At 54.1% G+C, this 17,506-nt stretch carries 17 protein-coding genes and 4 tRNA genes; 12 read left to right on the plus strand and 9 right to left on the minus strand.

Translation table 11 applies throughout. The annotated features are described in order from the left end of the window. The first annotated feature begins 15 nt into the window (after positions 1-15). Positions 16-1,107 (plus strand): redox-regulated ATPase YchF, encoded by a 1,092-nt coding sequence (gene ychF / locus CXF87_RS04355; RefSeq protein ID WP_007113453.1) that lies wholly within the window; start codon positions 16-18, stop codon positions 1,105-1,107. Between the two features lie 76 nt (positions 1,108-1,183). After that, positions 1,184-1,260 (plus strand) — tRNA-Met (locus CXF87_RS04360). A gap of 80 nt (positions 1,261-1,340) precedes the next feature. On the opposite strand, the gene CXF87_RS04365 is transcribed toward CXF87_RS04360, so the two are convergent. Further along, complete coding sequence (locus CXF87_RS04365; protein ID WP_101145635.1) at positions 1,341-2,660, minus strand: M18 family aminopeptidase; 1,320 nt, start codon at positions 2,658-2,660, stop codon at positions 1,341-1,343. 139 nt (positions 2,661-2,799) lie between these two features. On the opposite strand from CXF87_RS04365, the gene CXF87_RS04370 reads away from it, so the two are divergent. Then, positions 2,800-4,920 (plus strand): carboxy terminal-processing peptidase, encoded by a 2,121-nt coding sequence (locus CXF87_RS04370; protein WP_101145636.1) that lies wholly within the window; start codon positions 2,800-2,802, stop codon positions 4,918-4,920. A gap of 119 nt (positions 4,921-5,039) precedes the next feature. Here CXF87_RS04370 and CXF87_RS04375 read toward each other — a convergent pair whose 3' ends face one another. The 4 genes from CXF87_RS04375 to CXF87_RS04390 all read right to left on the minus strand — a co-directional run bounded on the left by CXF87_RS04375 (position 5,040) and on the right by CXF87_RS04390 (position 5,993). Further along, entirely contained in the window at positions 5,040-5,405 is a 366-nt protein-coding gene (locus CXF87_RS04375) for a metalloregulator ArsR/SmtB family transcription factor (protein WP_008957347.1), read from the minus strand. Between the two features lie 235 nt (positions 5,406-5,640). Next, positions 5,641-5,716 (minus strand) — tRNA-Asn (locus CXF87_RS04380). 67 nt (positions 5,717-5,783) lie between these two features. Then, positions 5,784-5,859 (minus strand) — tRNA-Asn (locus CXF87_RS04385). Positions 5,860-5,917: 58 nt separating this feature from the next. Next, a tRNA-Asn gene (locus CXF87_RS04390) sits at positions 5,918-5,993 on the minus strand. A 181-nt stretch (positions 5,994-6,174) separates the two neighbouring features. Here CXF87_RS04390 and miaB point away from each other — a divergent pair. The 5 genes from miaB (at position 6,175) to lnt (ending at position 11,787) form a co-directional block, all read left to right on the plus strand. Further along, positions 6,175-7,518, plus strand: coding sequence for a tRNA (N6-isopentenyl adenosine(37)-C2)-methylthiotransferase MiaB (miaB, locus tag CXF87_RS04395; RefSeq protein WP_008957348.1), 1,344 nt, complete (start codon positions 6,175-6,177; stop codon positions 7,516-7,518). A gap of 97 nt (positions 7,519-7,615) precedes the next feature. Beyond that, positions 7,616-8,695, plus strand: coding sequence for a PhoH family protein (locus CXF87_RS04400; protein WP_101145637.1), 1,080 nt, complete (start codon positions 7,616-7,618; stop codon positions 8,693-8,695). Next, entirely contained in the window at positions 8,692-9,192 is a 501-nt protein-coding gene (gene ybeY, locus CXF87_RS04405) for an rRNA maturation RNase YbeY (RefSeq protein ID WP_101145638.1), read from the plus strand. The genes CXF87_RS04400 and ybeY overlap by 4 nt, the downstream gene beginning before the upstream one ends. Positions 9,193-9,342: 150 nt before the next feature. Continuing rightward, a complete protein-coding gene (locus CXF87_RS04410; protein ID WP_101145639.1) occupies positions 9,343-10,242 on the plus strand; it encodes an HlyC/CorC family transporter in 900 nt (299 codons plus the stop codon). A gap of 63 nt (positions 10,243-10,305) precedes the next feature. After that, positions 10,306-11,787 carry an apolipoprotein N-acyltransferase gene (lnt, locus tag CXF87_RS04415; RefSeq protein WP_101145640.1) on the plus strand — a complete coding sequence of 494 codons (1,482 nt, stop codon included), beginning with the start codon at positions 10,306-10,308 and terminating at the stop codon, positions 11,785-11,787. 117 nt (positions 11,788-11,904) lie between these two features. On the opposite strand, the gene CXF87_RS04420 is transcribed toward lnt, so the two are convergent. Next, entirely contained in the window at positions 11,905-12,966 is a 1,062-nt protein-coding gene (locus CXF87_RS04420; protein WP_101145641.1) for an NAD(P)-dependent alcohol dehydrogenase, read from the minus strand. A gap of 249 nt (positions 12,967-13,215) precedes the next feature. Here CXF87_RS04420 and CXF87_RS04425 point away from each other — a divergent pair, with 249 nt between their 5' ends. Continuing rightward, positions 13,216-14,109, plus strand: a complete 894-nt coding sequence (locus CXF87_RS04425) for an AraC family transcriptional regulator (protein ID WP_101145642.1) — start codon at positions 13,216-13,218, stop codon at positions 14,107-14,109. A 50-nt stretch (positions 14,110-14,159) separates the two neighbouring features. On the opposite strand, the gene CXF87_RS04430 is transcribed toward CXF87_RS04425, so the two are convergent. Beyond that, positions 14,160-14,585, minus strand: a complete 426-nt coding sequence (locus CXF87_RS04430) for a VOC family protein (RefSeq protein ID WP_008957355.1) — start codon at positions 14,583-14,585, stop codon at positions 14,160-14,162. 133 nt (positions 14,586-14,718) lie between these two features. Here CXF87_RS04430 and CXF87_RS04435 point away from each other — a divergent pair, with 133 nt between their 5' ends. Both CXF87_RS04435 and CXF87_RS04440 read left to right on the plus strand, forming a co-directional pair. Then, positions 14,719-15,603: a LysR family transcriptional regulator gene (locus CXF87_RS04435; RefSeq protein ID WP_101145643.1), complete on the plus strand. Its 885-nt coding sequence runs from the start codon at positions 14,719-14,721 to the stop codon at positions 15,601-15,603. 29 nt (positions 15,604-15,632) lie between these two features. Further along, on the plus strand, positions 15,633-15,866 hold the full coding sequence (locus CXF87_RS04440) for a DUF3820 family protein (RefSeq protein WP_101145644.1): 234 nt from the start codon (positions 15,633-15,635) through the stop codon (positions 15,864-15,866). On the opposite strand, the gene CXF87_RS04445 is transcribed toward CXF87_RS04440, so the two are convergent. Further along, on the minus strand, positions 15,863-16,210 hold the full coding sequence (locus CXF87_RS04445) for a hypothetical protein (RefSeq protein ID WP_101145645.1): 348 nt from the start codon (positions 16,208-16,210) through the stop codon (positions 15,863-15,865). The genes CXF87_RS04440 and CXF87_RS04445 overlap by 4 nt on opposite strands. Positions 16,211-16,304: 94 nt before the next feature. Here CXF87_RS04445 and CXF87_RS04450 point away from each other — a divergent pair, with 94 nt between their 5' ends. After that, positions 16,305-17,072 (plus strand): DUF1499 domain-containing protein, encoded by a 768-nt coding sequence (locus CXF87_RS04450; protein ID WP_101145646.1) that lies wholly within the window; start codon positions 16,305-16,307, stop codon positions 17,070-17,072. 41 nt (positions 17,073-17,113) lie between these two features. On the opposite strand, the gene CXF87_RS04455 is transcribed toward CXF87_RS04450, so the two are convergent. Further along, complete coding sequence (locus tag CXF87_RS04455; RefSeq protein ID WP_101145647.1) at positions 17,114-17,476, minus strand: ribbon-helix-helix domain-containing protein; 363 nt, start codon at positions 17,474-17,476, stop codon at positions 17,114-17,116. Positions 17,477-17,506: the final 30 nt, after the last annotated feature.

The raw sequence follows: 17,506 nt of genomic DNA on the forward strand, positions 1-17,506 counted from the left end.
TTTCAGGAATATTTTATGGGTTTCAATTGCGGCATCGTCGGTCTGCCTAACGTCGGCAAGTCCACGCTATTTAATGCACTGACGAAGTCAGGCATTGATGCAGAAAACTTCCCTTTCTGCACCATTGAGCCAAACGTCGGTATCGTTCCGATGCCGGACCCGCGTCTTGATAAGCTCGCCGAGATCGTCAAGCCGCAAAAGGTACTGCCGACCACCATGGAGTTCGTCGACATTGCTGGCCTAGTCGCCGGGGCTTCCAAAGGCGAAGGGCTGGGCAACAAATTCCTGGCCAACATCCGTGAAACCCAGGCGATTGCCCATGTGGTGCGCTGCTTCGATAACGACAATGTTATCCACGTGGCAAATCAAGTCGATCCTCGTGCCGATATCGAAACGATCAATTTAGAATTGGCGCTGGCCGACCTGGATACTGTCGAAAAAGCTAGCCAACGCTTGGTTCGTTCGGTGAAAGGGGGTGATAAAGACGCCATTGCCACCAAGGCGATTCTTGACCGTATTCAGCCCCACGTTGCGGAAGGCTTGCCGCTGCGCAGTTTTGGTTTGAGCGAAGAAGAGCAGCGTCAGGTGAAAAGCTTCGGCTTTTTAACCCTGAAGCCGACCATGTACATCGCCAACGTCAACGAAGACGGTTTCGAGAACAATCCTTACCTGGATATTGTTAACGAGATTGCCGCCGAAGAAGGCGCGTTGGTAGTGCCGGTGTGCAATCAGCTGGAAGCCGAAATCGCTGAGCTGGACGATGAAGAGCGCTCCATGTTCTTGAGCGAGATGGGCATGGACGAGCCGGGCCTTGATCGCGTGATTCGTGCGGGTTACTCCCTGCTAGGTCTGCAAACCTACTTCACAGCTGGTGTTAAAGAAGTTCGCGCCTGGACAGTGAAAGAAGGCGCAACAGCCCCAGAAGCAGCAGGCGTCATTCACACCGATTTCCAGAAAGGCTTTATTCGTGCCGAAGTCGTCGCTTATGACGATTTTGTTTCACTGGGTGGCGAGCAAGGCGCTAAAGATGCCGGCAAGTGGCGCCTGGAAGGCAAAGAGTACATTGTTAAAGATGGCGACGTAGTGCACTTTCGTTTTAACGTATAAACGGCCGCGCCAACATTCTCAGCAATAAAACATTGACTAAAATCAGTGTTATCAGTATCATTCGCCCCCGTTGAAAGGCTACGTAGCTCAGCTGGTTAGAGCACATCACTCATAATGATGGGGTCCCCTGTTCAAATCAGGGCGTAGCCACCAAAGCTTATTGAAAAGCCCGCTGATTCTGTCAGCGGGCTTTTTTTTGCTTTAACTCGGCTGTGGCTATGGGCGCAACACGATCAACTCAACGTGGTGCGGTTTAAAAATTGCGTCAGCGCGCGAGTAAGGTACTCCACATCTTTAGTACCTGCAGTTTCTCGAATGGAGTGCATCGCCCACTGCGGGATACCAACATCAATAGTGGGTACGCCTAACTCGGTCGCGGTAATCGGCCCAATCGTGCTGCCGCAACCCATATCTGCCCGGGTCACAAACGACTGCACCGGGACATCCGCTTCACGACACACATCACGAAACAGCGCGCCGGTAACGCTATTAGTGGCGTAGCGCTGGCTCGCATTAACCTTGATCACCGGGCCGCCATTAATCGCCGGGCCGTGGCGCTCATCGTGCTTGTCGCGAAAATTGGGATGCAGCGCATGGGCGTTATCGCAAGAGATCATCAGCGACGACTGAATCAGCTGAATCAGTGACTCATCACTGCCCTTCTCACCTCCCTTGCCTCCCAGCTGACCATTAATGCGCTTTAGCACATCCGCCAGAAAAGGACCTTGAGCGCCGCTGGCGCTGGCACTGCCCACTTCCTCGTGATCATTGGCTACTAACAGGGCGCCCTGACGACCATCGCTGCCTAATAGCGCTTCCAACCCCATAAAGCAGGAAAGCAGATTATCCAACCGAGCGCTAGCCACTAGCTCCTGCTTGACGCCCACCAACGATGGCGGCTGTACATCGTAAAAACCCAGTTCAAAGTCAACCACTTCTACGGCACTCAGACCGTGCTGCTGCTCTAGCCACTGCGCCACCAATTCGGCTAACGTGGCTGCCTCACTTTGCATCAATACCGGCGCCATTTGTGTCTGCGGATTTATCGGGCGGCCGCTGTTCACGTCTCGATCAAGGTGGATCGCTAAACTCGGTATGGTGGCAATAGCACGGTCGACATTGAGGAGTACGCTTTCCAAGCGCCCATCAGCGTGGCGCACATGTACGCGCCCTGCCAACCCTAGGTCACGGTCAAACCAAGGCGCCATCAGCACACCGCCGTATACCTGCACGCCTAACTGCAGCCAACCCGCAGAACGCTGCGTGGCGTTGGGCTTTAAATGCAGGCCGGGGCTATCAGTATGCGCACCAATCATGCGCAATTCGGTTAATCTAGACTCAGGTAATTGAAACGCAATAATGGCTGAGTCGTTACGGGTAACGTAGTAGCGCTTGCCCGGCGTCAGCTGCCAATTCGCCTTTTCTTCCAGCCGCTGAAAACCGGCTTGCTCCAATCGCGAGGCCATATTGCCTGCAGCATGCCAGGGTGTCGGTGATTGACGCAGAAAGTCACAGAGACGTGTTAAACGATCAGCGTTGAAAGTCTCGGACATGGAAATCCTCTTAACAGTAATGATTGAGTCTCATAGCGCAGGCGACCTGCTACAATACTCCCTCGACCTACGCAACTCATGGGTCACATTGCGTGTCTAGGGAAGAATGAGTGTACACAAATCCGGGAGAGCTTGACTGATGAGCTTGTTTGCAACGCTTTCGCGTTCGGTCGCCCTGGCTGTCATGCTGGTCGTTTCCAGCCCAGCCGCCTTGGCGCAACTCGAGCCGACCGACGAACAACGCCAGGCGGCGGTGGAAATTGCGGACTCGCTCCGCTACGGACACTATGCTGACGTAAATTTTGACGAAGCATGGTCGCAAGACACATTCCAACGCTATTTGGACATTCTTGACGGTCAGCGCGCTTACCTACTGCGCAGTGATATCGAAGCCTATCGCCATCTAGAAACCAGCATGGCAGACGCCATTTTTAATGGCGATCTAGACGACGCTTTTAATCTGTATAACGCGTTTAGTGAACGTCAACGCACTCTCGTTGAGTCGCTACTTACTCAGCTCGACGAAGGCCTTGATTTTAACTTTGAAAGCAATGAACGCTTAGAGATTGATCGTGAAGATGCCCCCTGGGCCTCCCGGCAAAGCGAACTCGACGAGCTATGGCGCAAACGGCTCAAAAATGACGCTTTAACCCTGGCCTTAACCGACCAGGACAGCGAACAGATTGAAACCAATCTGCGTCAGCGCTATGAAGGCCAACTGACCCGCCTGGAGCAAACCGAGCCTGAAGACGTGTTTGGCGTACTCATGGCAGCGGTCACTGGCAGCATCGACCCGCACACCGGCTACCTCTCCCCCCGCCAGGGTGAGTCGTTTGATATTCAGATGAGCCTCTCGCTTGAAGGGATCGGCGCCCTGCTTCAATCGGACGGCGAGTACGTCAAGGTTGCAAGCCTAGTACCCGGTGGCCCAGCAGAGCGCGCAGGCGTTTTGGAACCAGCAGACCGCATCATCGCTGTTGGCCAGGAAGAAGGCGAGATGGTTAATGTCGTCGGTATGCGTCTGGATAACGTGGTTGACTTAATTCGTGGTCCTAAAGGCTCCATCGTTCGCTTAGATGTGGTACCTGCCCAAGCAGTCGATATGACTCGCTCGCAGATCGTTGAAATTACCCGCGATACCGTCAGCCTTGAAGATCAAGCTGCCAGTAGCGAAATCATTGAAGTCGAGCGCAACGGCGAGCCGCACCGCCTTGGGGTCATTAACGTGCCCACGTTCTACGTTGATTTCGACGCTTGGCAAGCCGGTGAAGAGGAGTACCGCAGTACCACACGCGATGTTGCCAAAGAAGTCGAACGCCTTAAAGAAGAGGGCGTAGAAGGTATCGTGCTTGATCTGCGCAACAATGGCGGTGGTGCCCTGCAGGAAGCCAATTCATTGATCGGCTTGTTTATCGACCGCGGCCCCACCGTACAGGTACGCGACGCCCAGGGCCGCATCCAGCTCTACGGCGACAGCGAAGCAGGCACGCTCTATGACGGCCCGTTAGGCGTATTAGTGAACCGCCTCTCTGCCTCTGCATCGGAAATTTTCGCTGGCGCTATTCAGGATTACGGTCGAGGCCTAGTGCTCGGTACGCCTACGTTCGGCAAAGGCACCGTGCAAACGCTTAATGATCTGAGCCATGGCCAGATCAAGCTAACTCGAGCCAAGTTCTACCGTATTTCTGGCGATAGCACCCAGAACCGCGGCGTAGAGCCGGATATCGACTTCCCCAGCCTGATTGACCCCGAGCGTATTGGTGAAAGCAGCTTGGATAACGCATTAGCGTGGGATACCGTTCAGAACGTTCAGTATCGCCGTTATGGCGAACCTGAAAACATGCTGGAGCAACTCATTGCCCAACATGATGCACGTGCGCAGGATAATGCCAATTTCCGCTATCTTGAACGCCAGTCCACGCTTGCTCGTCAGCTACGCGAACAGCACACCAGCGTGAGCTTAAACCGCGAACAGCGCGAGCGTGAAATGGAAGCCCAGGAAGCCGAACAGCTCTCATTGGAAAACCAACGCCGCCGTGCGCTGGGCCTGGAAGAGCTGGATGAGTGGATGGACGCTCGGACAGACGCCACGGCAGGAATAGGCGGCGAAGAGAGTGATGACGCTACTGCCTCACAAGAGAGCGAAAGCGAAGAGGATGAAGCACTGGCCGTCGATCGCGCCTACGTGCTGGAATCAGCAGAGATACTTCTCGATTACGTCCATCTGCAGGATTCTCGGCGATTAGCAGCTAAGCGTTAACACGCACGGTTAAAGCACGCTGAGAAAAAACGCCGACCCCTTTATAAGGGTCGGCGTTTTTATTACGCTATCTTTTAATCGCCTGCCTGTTTAATCACCTAGCCTGCCTCAGCATCGCGTTAACACAGCGCCGCTCGGCGGGCAGGCCGATCACCCATTCGCGTTAAGCGCTGCGTGAGTGCCGCTAATTGCACAGCGCTGCCTTGGGTGCCCGCCTGAACAATATCGTGGGCCCAGGCAGGTAATTGAGAGGCAAGGCGGTAATAGACCCACTGCCCCTCGCGCTGATCGCTAAGCAACCCACATTGACGTAACTGAGCCAAGTGGCGTGACACTTTGGGCTGCGATTCCTGCAGCGCATGGGTCATTTCACACACGCACAGTTCCTGCTCTTGAGCAATTAGCAGCACCAGCATCAAACGCGTTTCATCGCTTAAACACTTAAATACTTGCAGCGCCTGGGGCGCAGTCACGTTGCCCACCATAAACTTCCTAAACTAATGGATTATCAATGTAGTTTACGTCACTAAATCGGTTGACGGTAAGCACCGATAGTTCTAATGGCGAACCAGCTCACACGCCAGACACAACAAAACCGCCTATGCATTAGCTGGCAGTGGGTATAGCAAAAGAGAAAAGGAAACACTAGAAATGAACGCTTTCAGTCAACGCAGAGAAAACTAGACGCTAATGAAAAGCAAATAAGCAGAGGGAATTAATTGGCTCCTCGAGCAGGACTCGAACCTGCGACCCAATGATTAACAGTCATTTGCTCTACCAACTGAGCTATCGAGGAATCATGCACTACCCAGAACGATACGCCGTAAAAAGGCAGCTAAAGAGGTACTAACAATATTACAACTTGGCTCCTCGAGCAGGACTCGAACCTGCGACCCAATGATTAACAGTCATTTGCTCTACCAACTGAGCTATCGAGGAACATCATAAGTTGTCGTGTTTTAAGCAAAGCCCTTCGCTTTAAAGCGGTAGCGAAGATTGGCTCCTCGAGCAGGACTCGAACCTGCGACCCAATGATTAACAGTCATTTGCTCTACCAACTGAGCTATCGAGGAACTGCTCAAACACGGTGCGTAGTATACCCATTGAAATGTGATGGTCAAGTATCGATTATGGCCGAATGCTAGCCCCAGGTTTCTTGTGCCCGTATAATGGGGATATCTAAAAGTGGCATGGCCCACTATCCGACACTCCATTCATCCTCGTCCCTTGACGACTCATAGATGACAGGTACCGATGGCGAAGAAGCTCTTCATCAAAACGCACGGCTGCCAAATGAACGAGTACGACTCCTCCCGCATGGCGGATCTACTCGGCGAATCTCACCAGCTCGAACTCACTGATAATGAGCGTGAAGCCGATGTCATTCTGTTAAACACCTGCTCGATTCGCGAGAAAGCGCAGGAGAAAGTTTTTCATCAGCTGGGCCGCTGGAAAAAACTTAAAGATGCCAACCCCGATCTAGTGATTGGCGTAGGTGGCTGCGTGGCCAGCCAAGAAGGCGAAGCCATTCGCAAGCGCGCACCGCATGTGGACATGGTATTTGGGCCACAAACCCTCCACCGCGTTCCTTCGATGCTGGATGCCCGCAGCAATAATCAGATTGCCGCTGTGGATGTCACTTTTCCTGAAATTGAAAAGTTTGACCATCTGCCCAAGCCCTCCTCCGATGGCGCCACCGCATTCGTGTCGATCATGGAAGGCTGCTCCAAGTACTGCACCTTCTGCGTGGTGCCTTACACCCGTGGCGAAGAAGTTTCACGACCCTTCGAAGCGGTTATGGATGAAGTCATCCACCTTTCCGATCAGGGCGTGCGTGAGATCAATCTGCTGGGCCAGAACGTGAACGCCTATCGCGGTGAGAATCAGCTTGGCGACGAGATCGACCTGGCCGAGCTGATTGCCTGTGTGGCGGCAGTAGACGGGATCGATCGCGTCCGCTTCACCACCTCGCACCCGGTTGAGTTTACCGACAGCCTCGTAGACGCCTTCGCCGATATCCCAGAGCTGGTGAGCCACCTACACCTGCCGGTACAGTCGGGTTCAGACCGTATTCTTACCGCCATGAAGCGCGGACATACGGCGGCGGAATACATCGAAAAGATGGAGCGTATCCGCGCCAACCGTCCGGATATCAGCTTCTCTTCAGACTTCATCATCGGTTTCCCCGGCGAAACGGAAGAAGATTTTGAAGCGACGATGAACCTGATTCACCAGATTGGCTTCGACCACTCGTTTAGCTTCGTTTACTCCGCACGCCCCGGCACACCTGCTTCCGGCCTGCCGGATGAAACACCGGAAAGTGTCAAAAAGCAGCGCCTGGCAATTCTGCAGGAGCGGATCATCCAACAAACGGCCCAGATCAGCCGCCGTATGGTGGGTAGTACGCAGCGTGTACTGGTTAACGGCTTTTCGCCCCGTGACCCTGGCCAACTTTCAGGGCGTACCGAGAACAACCGCGTGGTGAACTTCCGTGCCGCCAACCCTACCGAGCTAATCGGCTACTTTGTCGATGTGGAGATCACCGAGGCCTTCCCCAATTCGCTGCGCGGCGAACTGGCCTCACCCGAGCGCTATTAAACGTTCACTTAGCACCGCCATTAACACAGGTCATTGCCCCGCTTCAGGCGGGGCAGTAAGCTGAACGATACACACACTAACGAGGGGTTCCCCACTCTTGAGCCAGCCAACACCTCAGGCCAATCGCATCATCACCTTAAGCCTTGAACCCAATGATCCGCAGCGCCTTGCTAGCCTTTGCGGCCAGCAGGACGAGCATTTGAAGCTGATTGAAAGCCGCCTGGACGTGACGCTGCGCAACCGAGGCAATGTGTTCCAACTGGCGGGCCCCGCCAATCGCATTAAAGCAGCGGCAAACGTACTGGAACATCTCTACCGCGAAACGGCATCCAGCGAACTTGAAGCCGATACCGTCCACCTCTTCCTACAGGAATCAGGGCTAGAAGCGATAGAAGATGAAGAAGATGGTAGCGGTAGCAGCGACGAAGTGATCATGCGCACGCCGCGCACCATGATCAAACCGCGTGGCCTTAATCAGCAGCGCTATGTGTCCAGCATCCGCGAACACGATATCAATTTTGGTGTTGGCCCTGCGGGCACAGGCAAAACTTATCTAGCGGTCGCTGCGGCGGTTGAAGCGCTCAATCAACAGGAAGTACGCCGCATTCTGCTTGTGCGCCCTGCCGTCGAAGCGGGTGAGAAACTTGGCTTTCTACCTGGTGACCTAGCCCAGAAAATCGACCCCTACTTGCGTCCTCTTTATGACGCTCTGTACGAGATGATCGGTTTTGAACAGGTGGCCAAACTGATTGAACGTCAGGTAATTGAGATCGCCCCGCTGGCCTACATGCGTGGCCGCACGCTTAATAATTCCTATATCATTCTGGATGAGAGCCAAAACACTACGCCAGAACAGATGAAAATGTTCCTGACCCGGATTGGTTTTGGTTCTACCGCCGTCATTACCGGCGATGTGACCCAGGTCGATTTACCCAAGGGGCAGCGGTCAGGGCTGATTCAGGTGCTCGACGTATTGAAAGACACCCCAGGCATTGGCGTTACCCACTTTGCCGCCAAGGATGTGGTTCGCCACCCGTTGGTTCAGCGCATTATCGAAGCCTACGACATGTTCGAGTCTCAGCAAGAAGTGGAAGAGCGTGCTCGCCGTGAAGTGCGCCAGCAAGAACGTGATGCCCGCATGCAATCGCGAGAAGGCTCCTGGGATAGTTCGCGATGAACGAGCCTACGATTGATGAGCTAATAATTGATCGTCAGGCAGCGATCAACGAACCCCTGCTACCCTCTCTGACACAGCTCACCCACTGGGTGGGCTGTGTTTTTGCGCACCACCCGGATGACCAGCGTCGGGAAGTGACTATCCGCTTTGTGGATGAGAGCGAGAGCCAGACGCTTAACCGCGACTACCGGGGCAAAGACAAAACCACTAACGTGCTGTCGTTTCCCTTTGAGAGCCCGCCCGGGGTTGAATTACCGCTACTGGGTGATCTCGTGATTTGTCACGCCGTGGTGGCTCAGGAAGCTCGCGAGCAGCGTAAACCGCTTGAGCATCACTATGCTCATATGGTCGTGCATGGCATCTTGCATTTAATGGGCTACGATCATATTGATGATCAGGAAGCAGAAGAAATGGAGCAGTTCGAGCGCGAACTATTGGCTGAGCTGCACATTCCCGACCCATATGCTGACACTACCTCCGATGGCATTAATGGCTAAACGCTTTGGGTTTTTATTATTTGATAGTGGGTGCGTTAATTCAGGTAACAACGAATCTGGTACTATCCCCCGCATCGGTGATAAAACAGCTACCTGACAACGCCGTAAATAAGATAGCAACTGTCTGCCCGCAAACGAGAGAATTGACGCATGAGCGAAGACCGATCGAGCAACCCCAATCAAAAATCCTGGCTCGAGAAAATCTTTGGCGCCCTTTCCGGAGACAATGACGAACCCAGCTCACGCGATGAGCTGATGACGTTTTTACGCCATACCGCAGGAAAACTAAAGCTGGATCAAGACGCCATCATGATCATCGAAGGCGCGCTTGAAATCAGCGACCAGCAAGTACGCGAAGTGCTGATACCGCGTTCCCAGGTGTCCGCCATCGCGCTGGATCAAACCAGCGACGGCTACCTACCCCTCATTCAGGAAACCGGCCACTCCCGCTACCCGGTGATTGGTGAAAACCTGGATGATGTGAAAGGTATTCTGCTGGTAAAGGATCTGTTACCGCTACTCTCCCAAACGCAGGCCCAGCGTGACGCTTTCAAGCTTGATGATATCTTGCGACCGGCGATGTTTATTCCTGAGTCAAAACGCCTTAACAGCCTGCTCAAAGAGTTTCGTGATACCCATAATCACATGGCCATCGTCGTTGACGAATACGGCGGCACTGCGGGCATTATCACCATTGAGGATATCCTTGAGCAGATTGTCGGCGACATCGAAGATGAACACGATACCGACGAAGAGGATGATATCCGCGAGATCGAAAATGGCCGTTTTGCCATTCGCGCGCTAACCCCCATCGAAGACTTCAACGAACGCTTTGACACTGAGTTCTCCGACGATGAGTTCGATACGGTTGGCGGCCTGGTAATGCAGCAGTTCGGCCATCTGCCTCGGCGCGGAGAACATACCATTCTTGGTGGCTGGCGATTTGTGATCCTCAATGCTGACACCCGGCGCATTCGTCTACTCGAAGCCTACCGTGACACGCGTCGTGATGACGAAGAAGACGATGACCAGGAGAACAAGCCAGCCTAGTCGCTGATCGTCACTCTGCTCTCTATCCGCTTTCTCGCACTTTACCGTAGATAGGTTATCGCTATGGGTTTACCCCCCGCGTTTTTGTTACAGCTGCTTGCCGCCCTGGTTGCTGGTGGATTCACCACCCTAACGGCCTCACCGTTTGAACTGTGGTGGCTTGGCCCGGTAGCGATTGGTTTACTTTACACGGGCCTGCACACGTTAACCCCCGCCCAGGCGGCTCTAAAGGGGTGGCTATATGGCGTGGCGCTCTTCGCCAGCGGCACTTCGTGGGTGTATGTCTCTATTCACGATTATGGCTATACCGGTGTACCACTGGCCGTTTTCCTAACTGTGCTGTTCGTGACGATTTTGGCGCTGTTTTTTGCCGGCACCTTCTGGCTCTATCGCCGCTTCACATCCGCTCGGCTCGCGTTTATCAGCTTTGCGGGCGCCTGGGTATTGGGCGAGGTGCTACGAACCTACCTGTTTACCGGCTTTCCCTGGCTGCTACTGGGCTCTGGCTATGTCGATTCGCCACTAGCCGCCTGGGCACCCGTTGGTGGCGTCTATCTGCTTTCTCTATTAGTAGCACTTAGCGGTGCGCTTGGTGCTGAACTACTGCTGCGCCGTCGGTGGTGGGCACTCGCACCACTGGCAGCGATTTGGCTAGTCCCGTTGGCATTGCCTCAGCAGTGGACCACGCCAGTAGATGAGCCCACTCGTGTCGCCCTGTTACAAGGTAATCTGCCGCAGCTGTTGAAGTGGACCCCTGAAGGGCAACGGGAGGCCGCTAACACCTACAGCGAACTAACTCGCGAAGTTGCCGACGACGTTGACCTGATTATCTGGCCTGAAACCGCTCTGCCGATGATGGAAACCCAGGCCCGCCCAGTGCTGGAACGAGTGCAATCTAACCTACCGCCCGATGTCGCCCTGCTCACCGGCATCGTTCAGCGCGACGACCAAGAGCGCTATTTCAATAGCGTCATTGGCGTAGGCAATGTAGAGGGCAGCTACCAGAAAGAGCACTTAGTGCCTTTTGGTGAGTACTTGCCGCTGGAAAGCGTACTCCGCGGGGCGATCGATTTCTTTGACCTTCCAATGTCGACCTTTACCAAAGGCGAGCACGAGCAAACACCCATGCAGGCCGCGGGGATAAATATAGGCAATGCGATCTGCTATGAAATTATCTACCCGCAGTTAGTTGCCCGCCGCGCGCAAGACAGCGGTGTCATCATGACGGTCTCCAACGACACCTGGTTTGGTGCCTCAATCGGCCCCCACCAGCATTTGCAGATGGCCCGTCTGCGAGCGCTAGAGAATGGCCGCTATGTGGTCCGCGCTACCAGCAACGGTATTACGGCGATTATCGACCCCGAAGGCCATATCGTGGAGCGCGCCCCGCAGTTCGAAACCACACTGATAACCGGTGAGTTCTACGCCATGGAAGGTTTGACACCGTTTACCCGCACAGGCAGTTGGCCCGCTTGGCTGCTAGCAGGCTTGTTGCTTTTACCCGGCGTTGCTGCGCGAGGCAGCAAACGTGACGTAAAAAGCTGATACGTAAAAAATCTGATACATAGCACTCGCCCGTAGCAAAATGGCCCGCGTCCTTTGTAGGACGCGGGCCATTTCGTTGTTTCAAGCTAGCGCTATGGGCAAGTGAATGCCAATAGATTAGGCAGCGCTGTTTTTCAACGTCGCCATATCAATCACAAAGCGATAGCGTACATCGCCTTTTTCCATGCGCTCAAAGCCTTCGTTGATGTTGTTGATATCCAACATCTCGATATCACAGGTAATGCCTTGGTCAGCACACAGCTTGAGCAGCTCTTCGGTCTCTGCAATGCCGCCAATCAGCGAACCGGCAACTACACGACGTTTGAAGACCAAGTTAAAGGCTTCAATGGCTGGCTCAATAGGTTCAAGCAAACCGACAATAATGTGCGTACCGTCGTACTTCAGCGACTTCAGGTAAGGGTTAAGGTCATGCTGTACGGGTACGGTGTCTAGCATAAAGTCGAAGCTTTCAGCCACGGCATCCATCTGCGCCTGGTCGCTGGAAACCACCACGTGGTCAGCACCGTTGCGCTTAGCTTCTTCAACCTTGGCATCTGAGCGGGTGAATACGGTGACTTCCGCACCCAACGCCTTAGCCAGTTTAACGCCCATATGGCCTAAGCCACCCATACCAATCACACCAACTTTATGGCCTTTACCGACGCCATGGTGCTTGAGCGGTGAATAGGTCGTCACACCGGCACAAAGAATCGGCGCTGCTGAGGCTAGATCGATACCATCAGGCATCTGCAGTACAAAGTGCTCACTCACTACGATGGCGTCGGAGTAGCCACCCTGGGTTATGGTGCCGTCTTGGCGGTCTTCGCTACCGTAGGTCATGGTGAAGCCTTCCAGGCAGTACTGCTCTACGCCATCTTTACAGGCGGCACAGGTACGGCATGAATCCACCATGCAGCCAACGCCGACTAAATCACCGGCTTTAAAACGTGAAACTTTATCGCCGACCGAGGTCACGCGTCCGACAATTTCATGGCCGGGGACGACAGGGTACTGGCTCATTCCCCAGTCATTGCGGGCAAAGTGCAGGTCGCTGTGGCACACGCCACAGTAGAGAATTTCAATCGCCACATCGTCCGGGCGCGGTTGGCGACGGTCAAAGTTGAACGGTGCTAACGGTTTGTTCGCAGCAAATGCTGCAAAGGATTTGGCTTGGCTCATCGGTGGGGCTCCATCTTGACTTCACAACCAGACTTAAAAACTGTTTTTTTTCAAAACCAACTTTCAAAAACAGCAGACATTTCCTCGCGTGCGAGGTATGCCGACAGTATTGGCCTAATCCGTAAGGATAGCGATGAACGAAGCTACGCCATTTTTGCCAATTACTCCGATAGCACGTAATAAAATAACAAAAAATAGCTTAAAATCGCTATGATTATGCAAAAGCCACCAGAAACCAGAGAGAACCCCATGGCCTCCACCGCTCAGGCTGGCAATGCGCTGGCTGCTGTTATTGCACCACTAATTAAAAGCGACGGTATCAGTCAAACGACTCTGCCCGGCGTATCGTTACTCTGTTTAAGCCGCCACCAAGTGCGTACGCCGCTTCTCTATGAACCAAGCCTGACCATTATTGCCCAGGGGCAAAAAATGGGGTATCTGGGCGATCGTGAAATCCACTACGACCCCGGCCACTATTTAGTTCAAACGCTGCCCATGCCGTTTGAGTGCGAAACTTACGGTTCACCGGAAGCCCCGTTGCTGGGTATATCGGTACGCCTGGATCCGGCACTGTTGAGTGAGATGGTGACCGCCATGGGCGAGGCGGTACAACAGAACCAAACGCCACTGCCAATGGCATCAGTCGCCATGAACGATGGTATGCAAGACGCCGTACAGCGTTTGGCGCGCACACTGCATGCGCCTGTTGAATGCAAAACGATGGGCACGGCGCGTATTCGTGACGTGGTATTCGAGGCATTAAAGGGGGAGCAAGGCCAAGCGCTAAGGGCGTTGGTATTGGGGCATGGCAACTATTCGCGCATCGTGCAGGTGCTTTCGAGGCTTCATGCCAATTTTGCTGAAGACTTTAGCATTGAACAGCTGGCAGCCCAGGCCAATATGAGTCCGTCGACATTTCACCAGCACTTTAAGCAAATTACCCGTGCGTCACCGGCTCAGTACTTAAAGCGGCTGCGCTTAATCAAAGCCCAGCAGTTACTTTTGCAGGACAACCACAACGTCAATCAGGCCGCTGCGGCGGTTGGCTACCGCAGCGTGCCTCAGTTTAGCCGCGACTATAAGCGCTATTTTGGCGAGCCTCCGCTTCAACACCGTCGACAGGAACAGGCGTTACAGGCCTGACATCGGGGCTCCATAGCGTTTTACAGTCATTACTGATTACTTGGCAAAGTCTATTTTGCAAAGATCTGGCTCATATCTTTGAACGCCTTGAACTCCAGGGCGTTTCCGCAAGGGTCGAGCAGGAACATCGTGGCCTGTTCACCCACTTCGCCTTTGAAACGTACGTAAGGCTCAATCACAAATTGTGTATCCCGCGCTTTCAGGCGCTCGGCCAACGCTTCCCATTCGTCCCATTCTAGAATCACCCCGAAGTGCGGCACCGGTACATTGTGCCCATCCACCGGGTTGGTGTGAGCGCTCTCTTGCCCCGGCGTTTTGGGTTGCTCGTGAATGACCAACTGATGGCCGAAGAAATTAAAGTCAACCCACTGCTCACTGGAACGCCCCTCTTCCAGGCCAAAAACGTCATTATAGAATGCCCGTGCCAGCGCAACATCGTAAACAGGAATCGCCAAATGAAAGGGTGAAAGGCTCATCGTCATCTCCAGCTTAAGTCGGTTTATGGGGATTGAGTGACACTTTGTGCTGCCACGCTGTATTCATCCTAGGGCGACGCATGGGAAAATAAAATCAATAACTATTTGGCTGATTCACAAAAAGGATTTATCAATGATCCGTGAGCTAAAGACGCTGATCGCGGTTGCCCAGGAAGGCACTTTTGCTGCAGCGGGTAACAAAATTGGCCTGACTCAAGCAGCGGTCAGTGCGCAGATGAAACGCCTTGAGGGAGAGCTAGGCATTGCCCTGTTTGAACGCAAAGGGCGTGCCGCCATATTGACCCAGCGAGGGCAAGAGACGTTGAAGCAAGCCCACGCCCTGCTGACGCTGTATAGCACGCTGGGCGTGTCCATGTCAGGCCAGCCAGCCACACAACGGATCAATATCGGCGCCATCGCCTCCATCCAGCGCTCGCTACTGCCTGATGCGCTCGCGCGCTTTCATCACGCTTATCACGATTGCTGTACCCGCGTGGTACCGGGGCTTTCCATGGAACTGGTAAATCAGGTCGACGCTGGCGAACTGGATATGGCAGTGATTATTCGCCCGCCCTTTTCGCTACACAGTGATTTGCGCTGGACACCCCTAGCTCACGAGCCTTTTCGGTTAATCGTGCCACCGCATATCAACGGCGACCAGTGGCGGGAACTGCTCTCAAACCAGCCGTTTATCCGCTACGACCGTGCCTCCTTTGGGGGCAGACAGGTAGAGCGCTTTCTACGTGATAACCACTGCAATGTGCGTGAGGTGTGCGAAGTCGACGAACTGGAAGCGATCATTAAGCTGGTCGCCAAGGGGGTAGGCGTGGCCCTGGTGCCCGAGGCCATCGCCCACTCACGTTGGCCAGCCGGCGTGCGTGCGATTGATTTAGGCGAGCGTACCTTTCATCGTGATATAGGGCTGATTCATCCTACCAGTGGTCATTTGAGCGAACCCGCCCGAGCGCTTGCGCAATTGATTGGCGAAACGGCAGAACAACCTGATAATTGTGTTTAGCACGCAATCAAAGCCACAGGAGTTAATGCATGAAACCAGAGGATCTGGAAAAGCTAGTCACCCGTACCATGCCCTTTGGCAAGTATGAGGGCCGCCTGATCGCCGACCTCCCCGGCCCCTATTTAAACTGGTTTGCCCGGGAAGGATTTCCTTCTGGCGAGATTGGCCAGCTGCTTCATCTAATGCATGAAATCGATCACAACGGGCTTGGCCCGTTGCTTGACCCGCTGCGTACAACGCCCAGCCAGCGCGGCGAAACTTAACGTTGGCAATCTTCGCGCTCGTTGAGGGCGCTCTGAAACTCAGCCCGGTAAGCCGACTCATGGAGGGTCGGGTCTTTGGGAAAACGGCCTAAAGCGACAGCTAACTCAAAAAAGCCCGTAGCGGGTACCCCATCGCCCCGGCGGCTGACGACTAAGGCGGCGATAAAAGGTGTTTGTTGCGCGGCGTCTTCACGCATTAACTGCTCAAGCGCTTGGGTAACTTGCCCAATGGTGCGCGGCGGCGTCAGCCCCAGCTCGGTGGCCACCTGCTGGTAGGTCATTGGCAGGGCTTCTTGCGGTGCGCTGAGAAGCAACTGACGTAAAGCGGTTACGTGATCGGTCATGTATATCCTATCGTCAGGTATTAAACGTTCAGATTGCCAATTGGCGTTGTATTTGTGCTAAGAATAGCTGAATACGATGTGACAAGGAGGGAACATGGCAACGCAACTGAAAGCGTCACACCCGCGCGGTGGCCGCTGGCCAGGCATACTGGCAGGTTTAGCCATTCTGCTGCTTGTAGCGGCGGTACTGATGATGGCGGGCGCAGGCCCGGCTTATCGGGGCGAACTTATCAGCCTGGGCGAGGCGTTTAACTTACTACGTAACGGCGTCTATGCCGCAGGTGGTGCGGTGGCAGTCAGCATCATTACGCTGCTGCTGAGCATGCTCGCTCGTCGCTTCACATCAGCCTTGATGGCCTCGCTGGTCATTATCGCTGCGGCGGCGCTGCTTTTCGTACCTTGGCAGCACTGGCAACGTGCTCAAGAGGTACCGGCCATTCACGACATCACTACCGACACCCAGAACCCACCTGCTTTTGAAGCCTTAGCCAACGCGCGGCGTGCTGCCCCTAACGCGGTCGATTACCCTGGTGAGACAACCGCCCTGCAACAGCGAGCAGCCTACCCTCACATCAAGCCGATAATTGTAGATGAATCTCCGCAAACCGTACTGGCAGCTGCCCAAGCAGCGGCGGAAGAGTCTGGCTGGCGCATCGCCCGAATTACCAACAATCACATAGAGGCCACTGCAACCACGCGCTGGTTTGGCTTTGAGGATGACGTGGTTATTCGCTTAACCGAGCTGGACAATGGTGTGCAGGTCGATATGCGCTCGGCATCACGCCTGGGCGCAAGCGATGTGGGCACCAATGCAGCACGTATTGAAGAATTTTTAAGTGCGCTGGAAGCACGGCTCGAATAACGGCTCTACTTCTTTTCCAGCCCCCTTATCAGCCGCCGTTTTTAATGTAAGGAGTCCTGCCTGTTGCAAGTTTCACGCGCTAAAATTTGCTCCGCGTCCAGGGTGGCGATGGGTACCTGGTGCTGGATTGGAATATCGCCGCTCAATTGAAGCGCTTGGTAACGCAGGGCGCAAACGCGTAAAAACGAGGTGAAGTTACCCAAATCGTGCCCAGCATCGATCGATTCATGATACAGCCGAGTAATCATTTGGGCGGTATTCATTCCATCTCGCTGGGCGATCTCTTCGAGAATGTGCCAGAAATAGTTTTCCATCCGCACACTGGTGACCATGCCATCTATACGCAGCGAGTGCGTCGCACTGCGCCACAGCTCGGGGTTAGCTTGAATAAAGAGTTTACACATGGGTGTTGCCTCTCAGCGTAATCTGTTCAA

The sequence above is a fragment of the Halomonas sp. MES3-P3E genome, assembly GCF_002836035.1.
In the GTDB taxonomy this organism is placed as follows: domain Bacteria; phylum Pseudomonadota; class Gammaproteobacteria; order Pseudomonadales; family Halomonadaceae; genus Vreelandella; species Vreelandella arctica.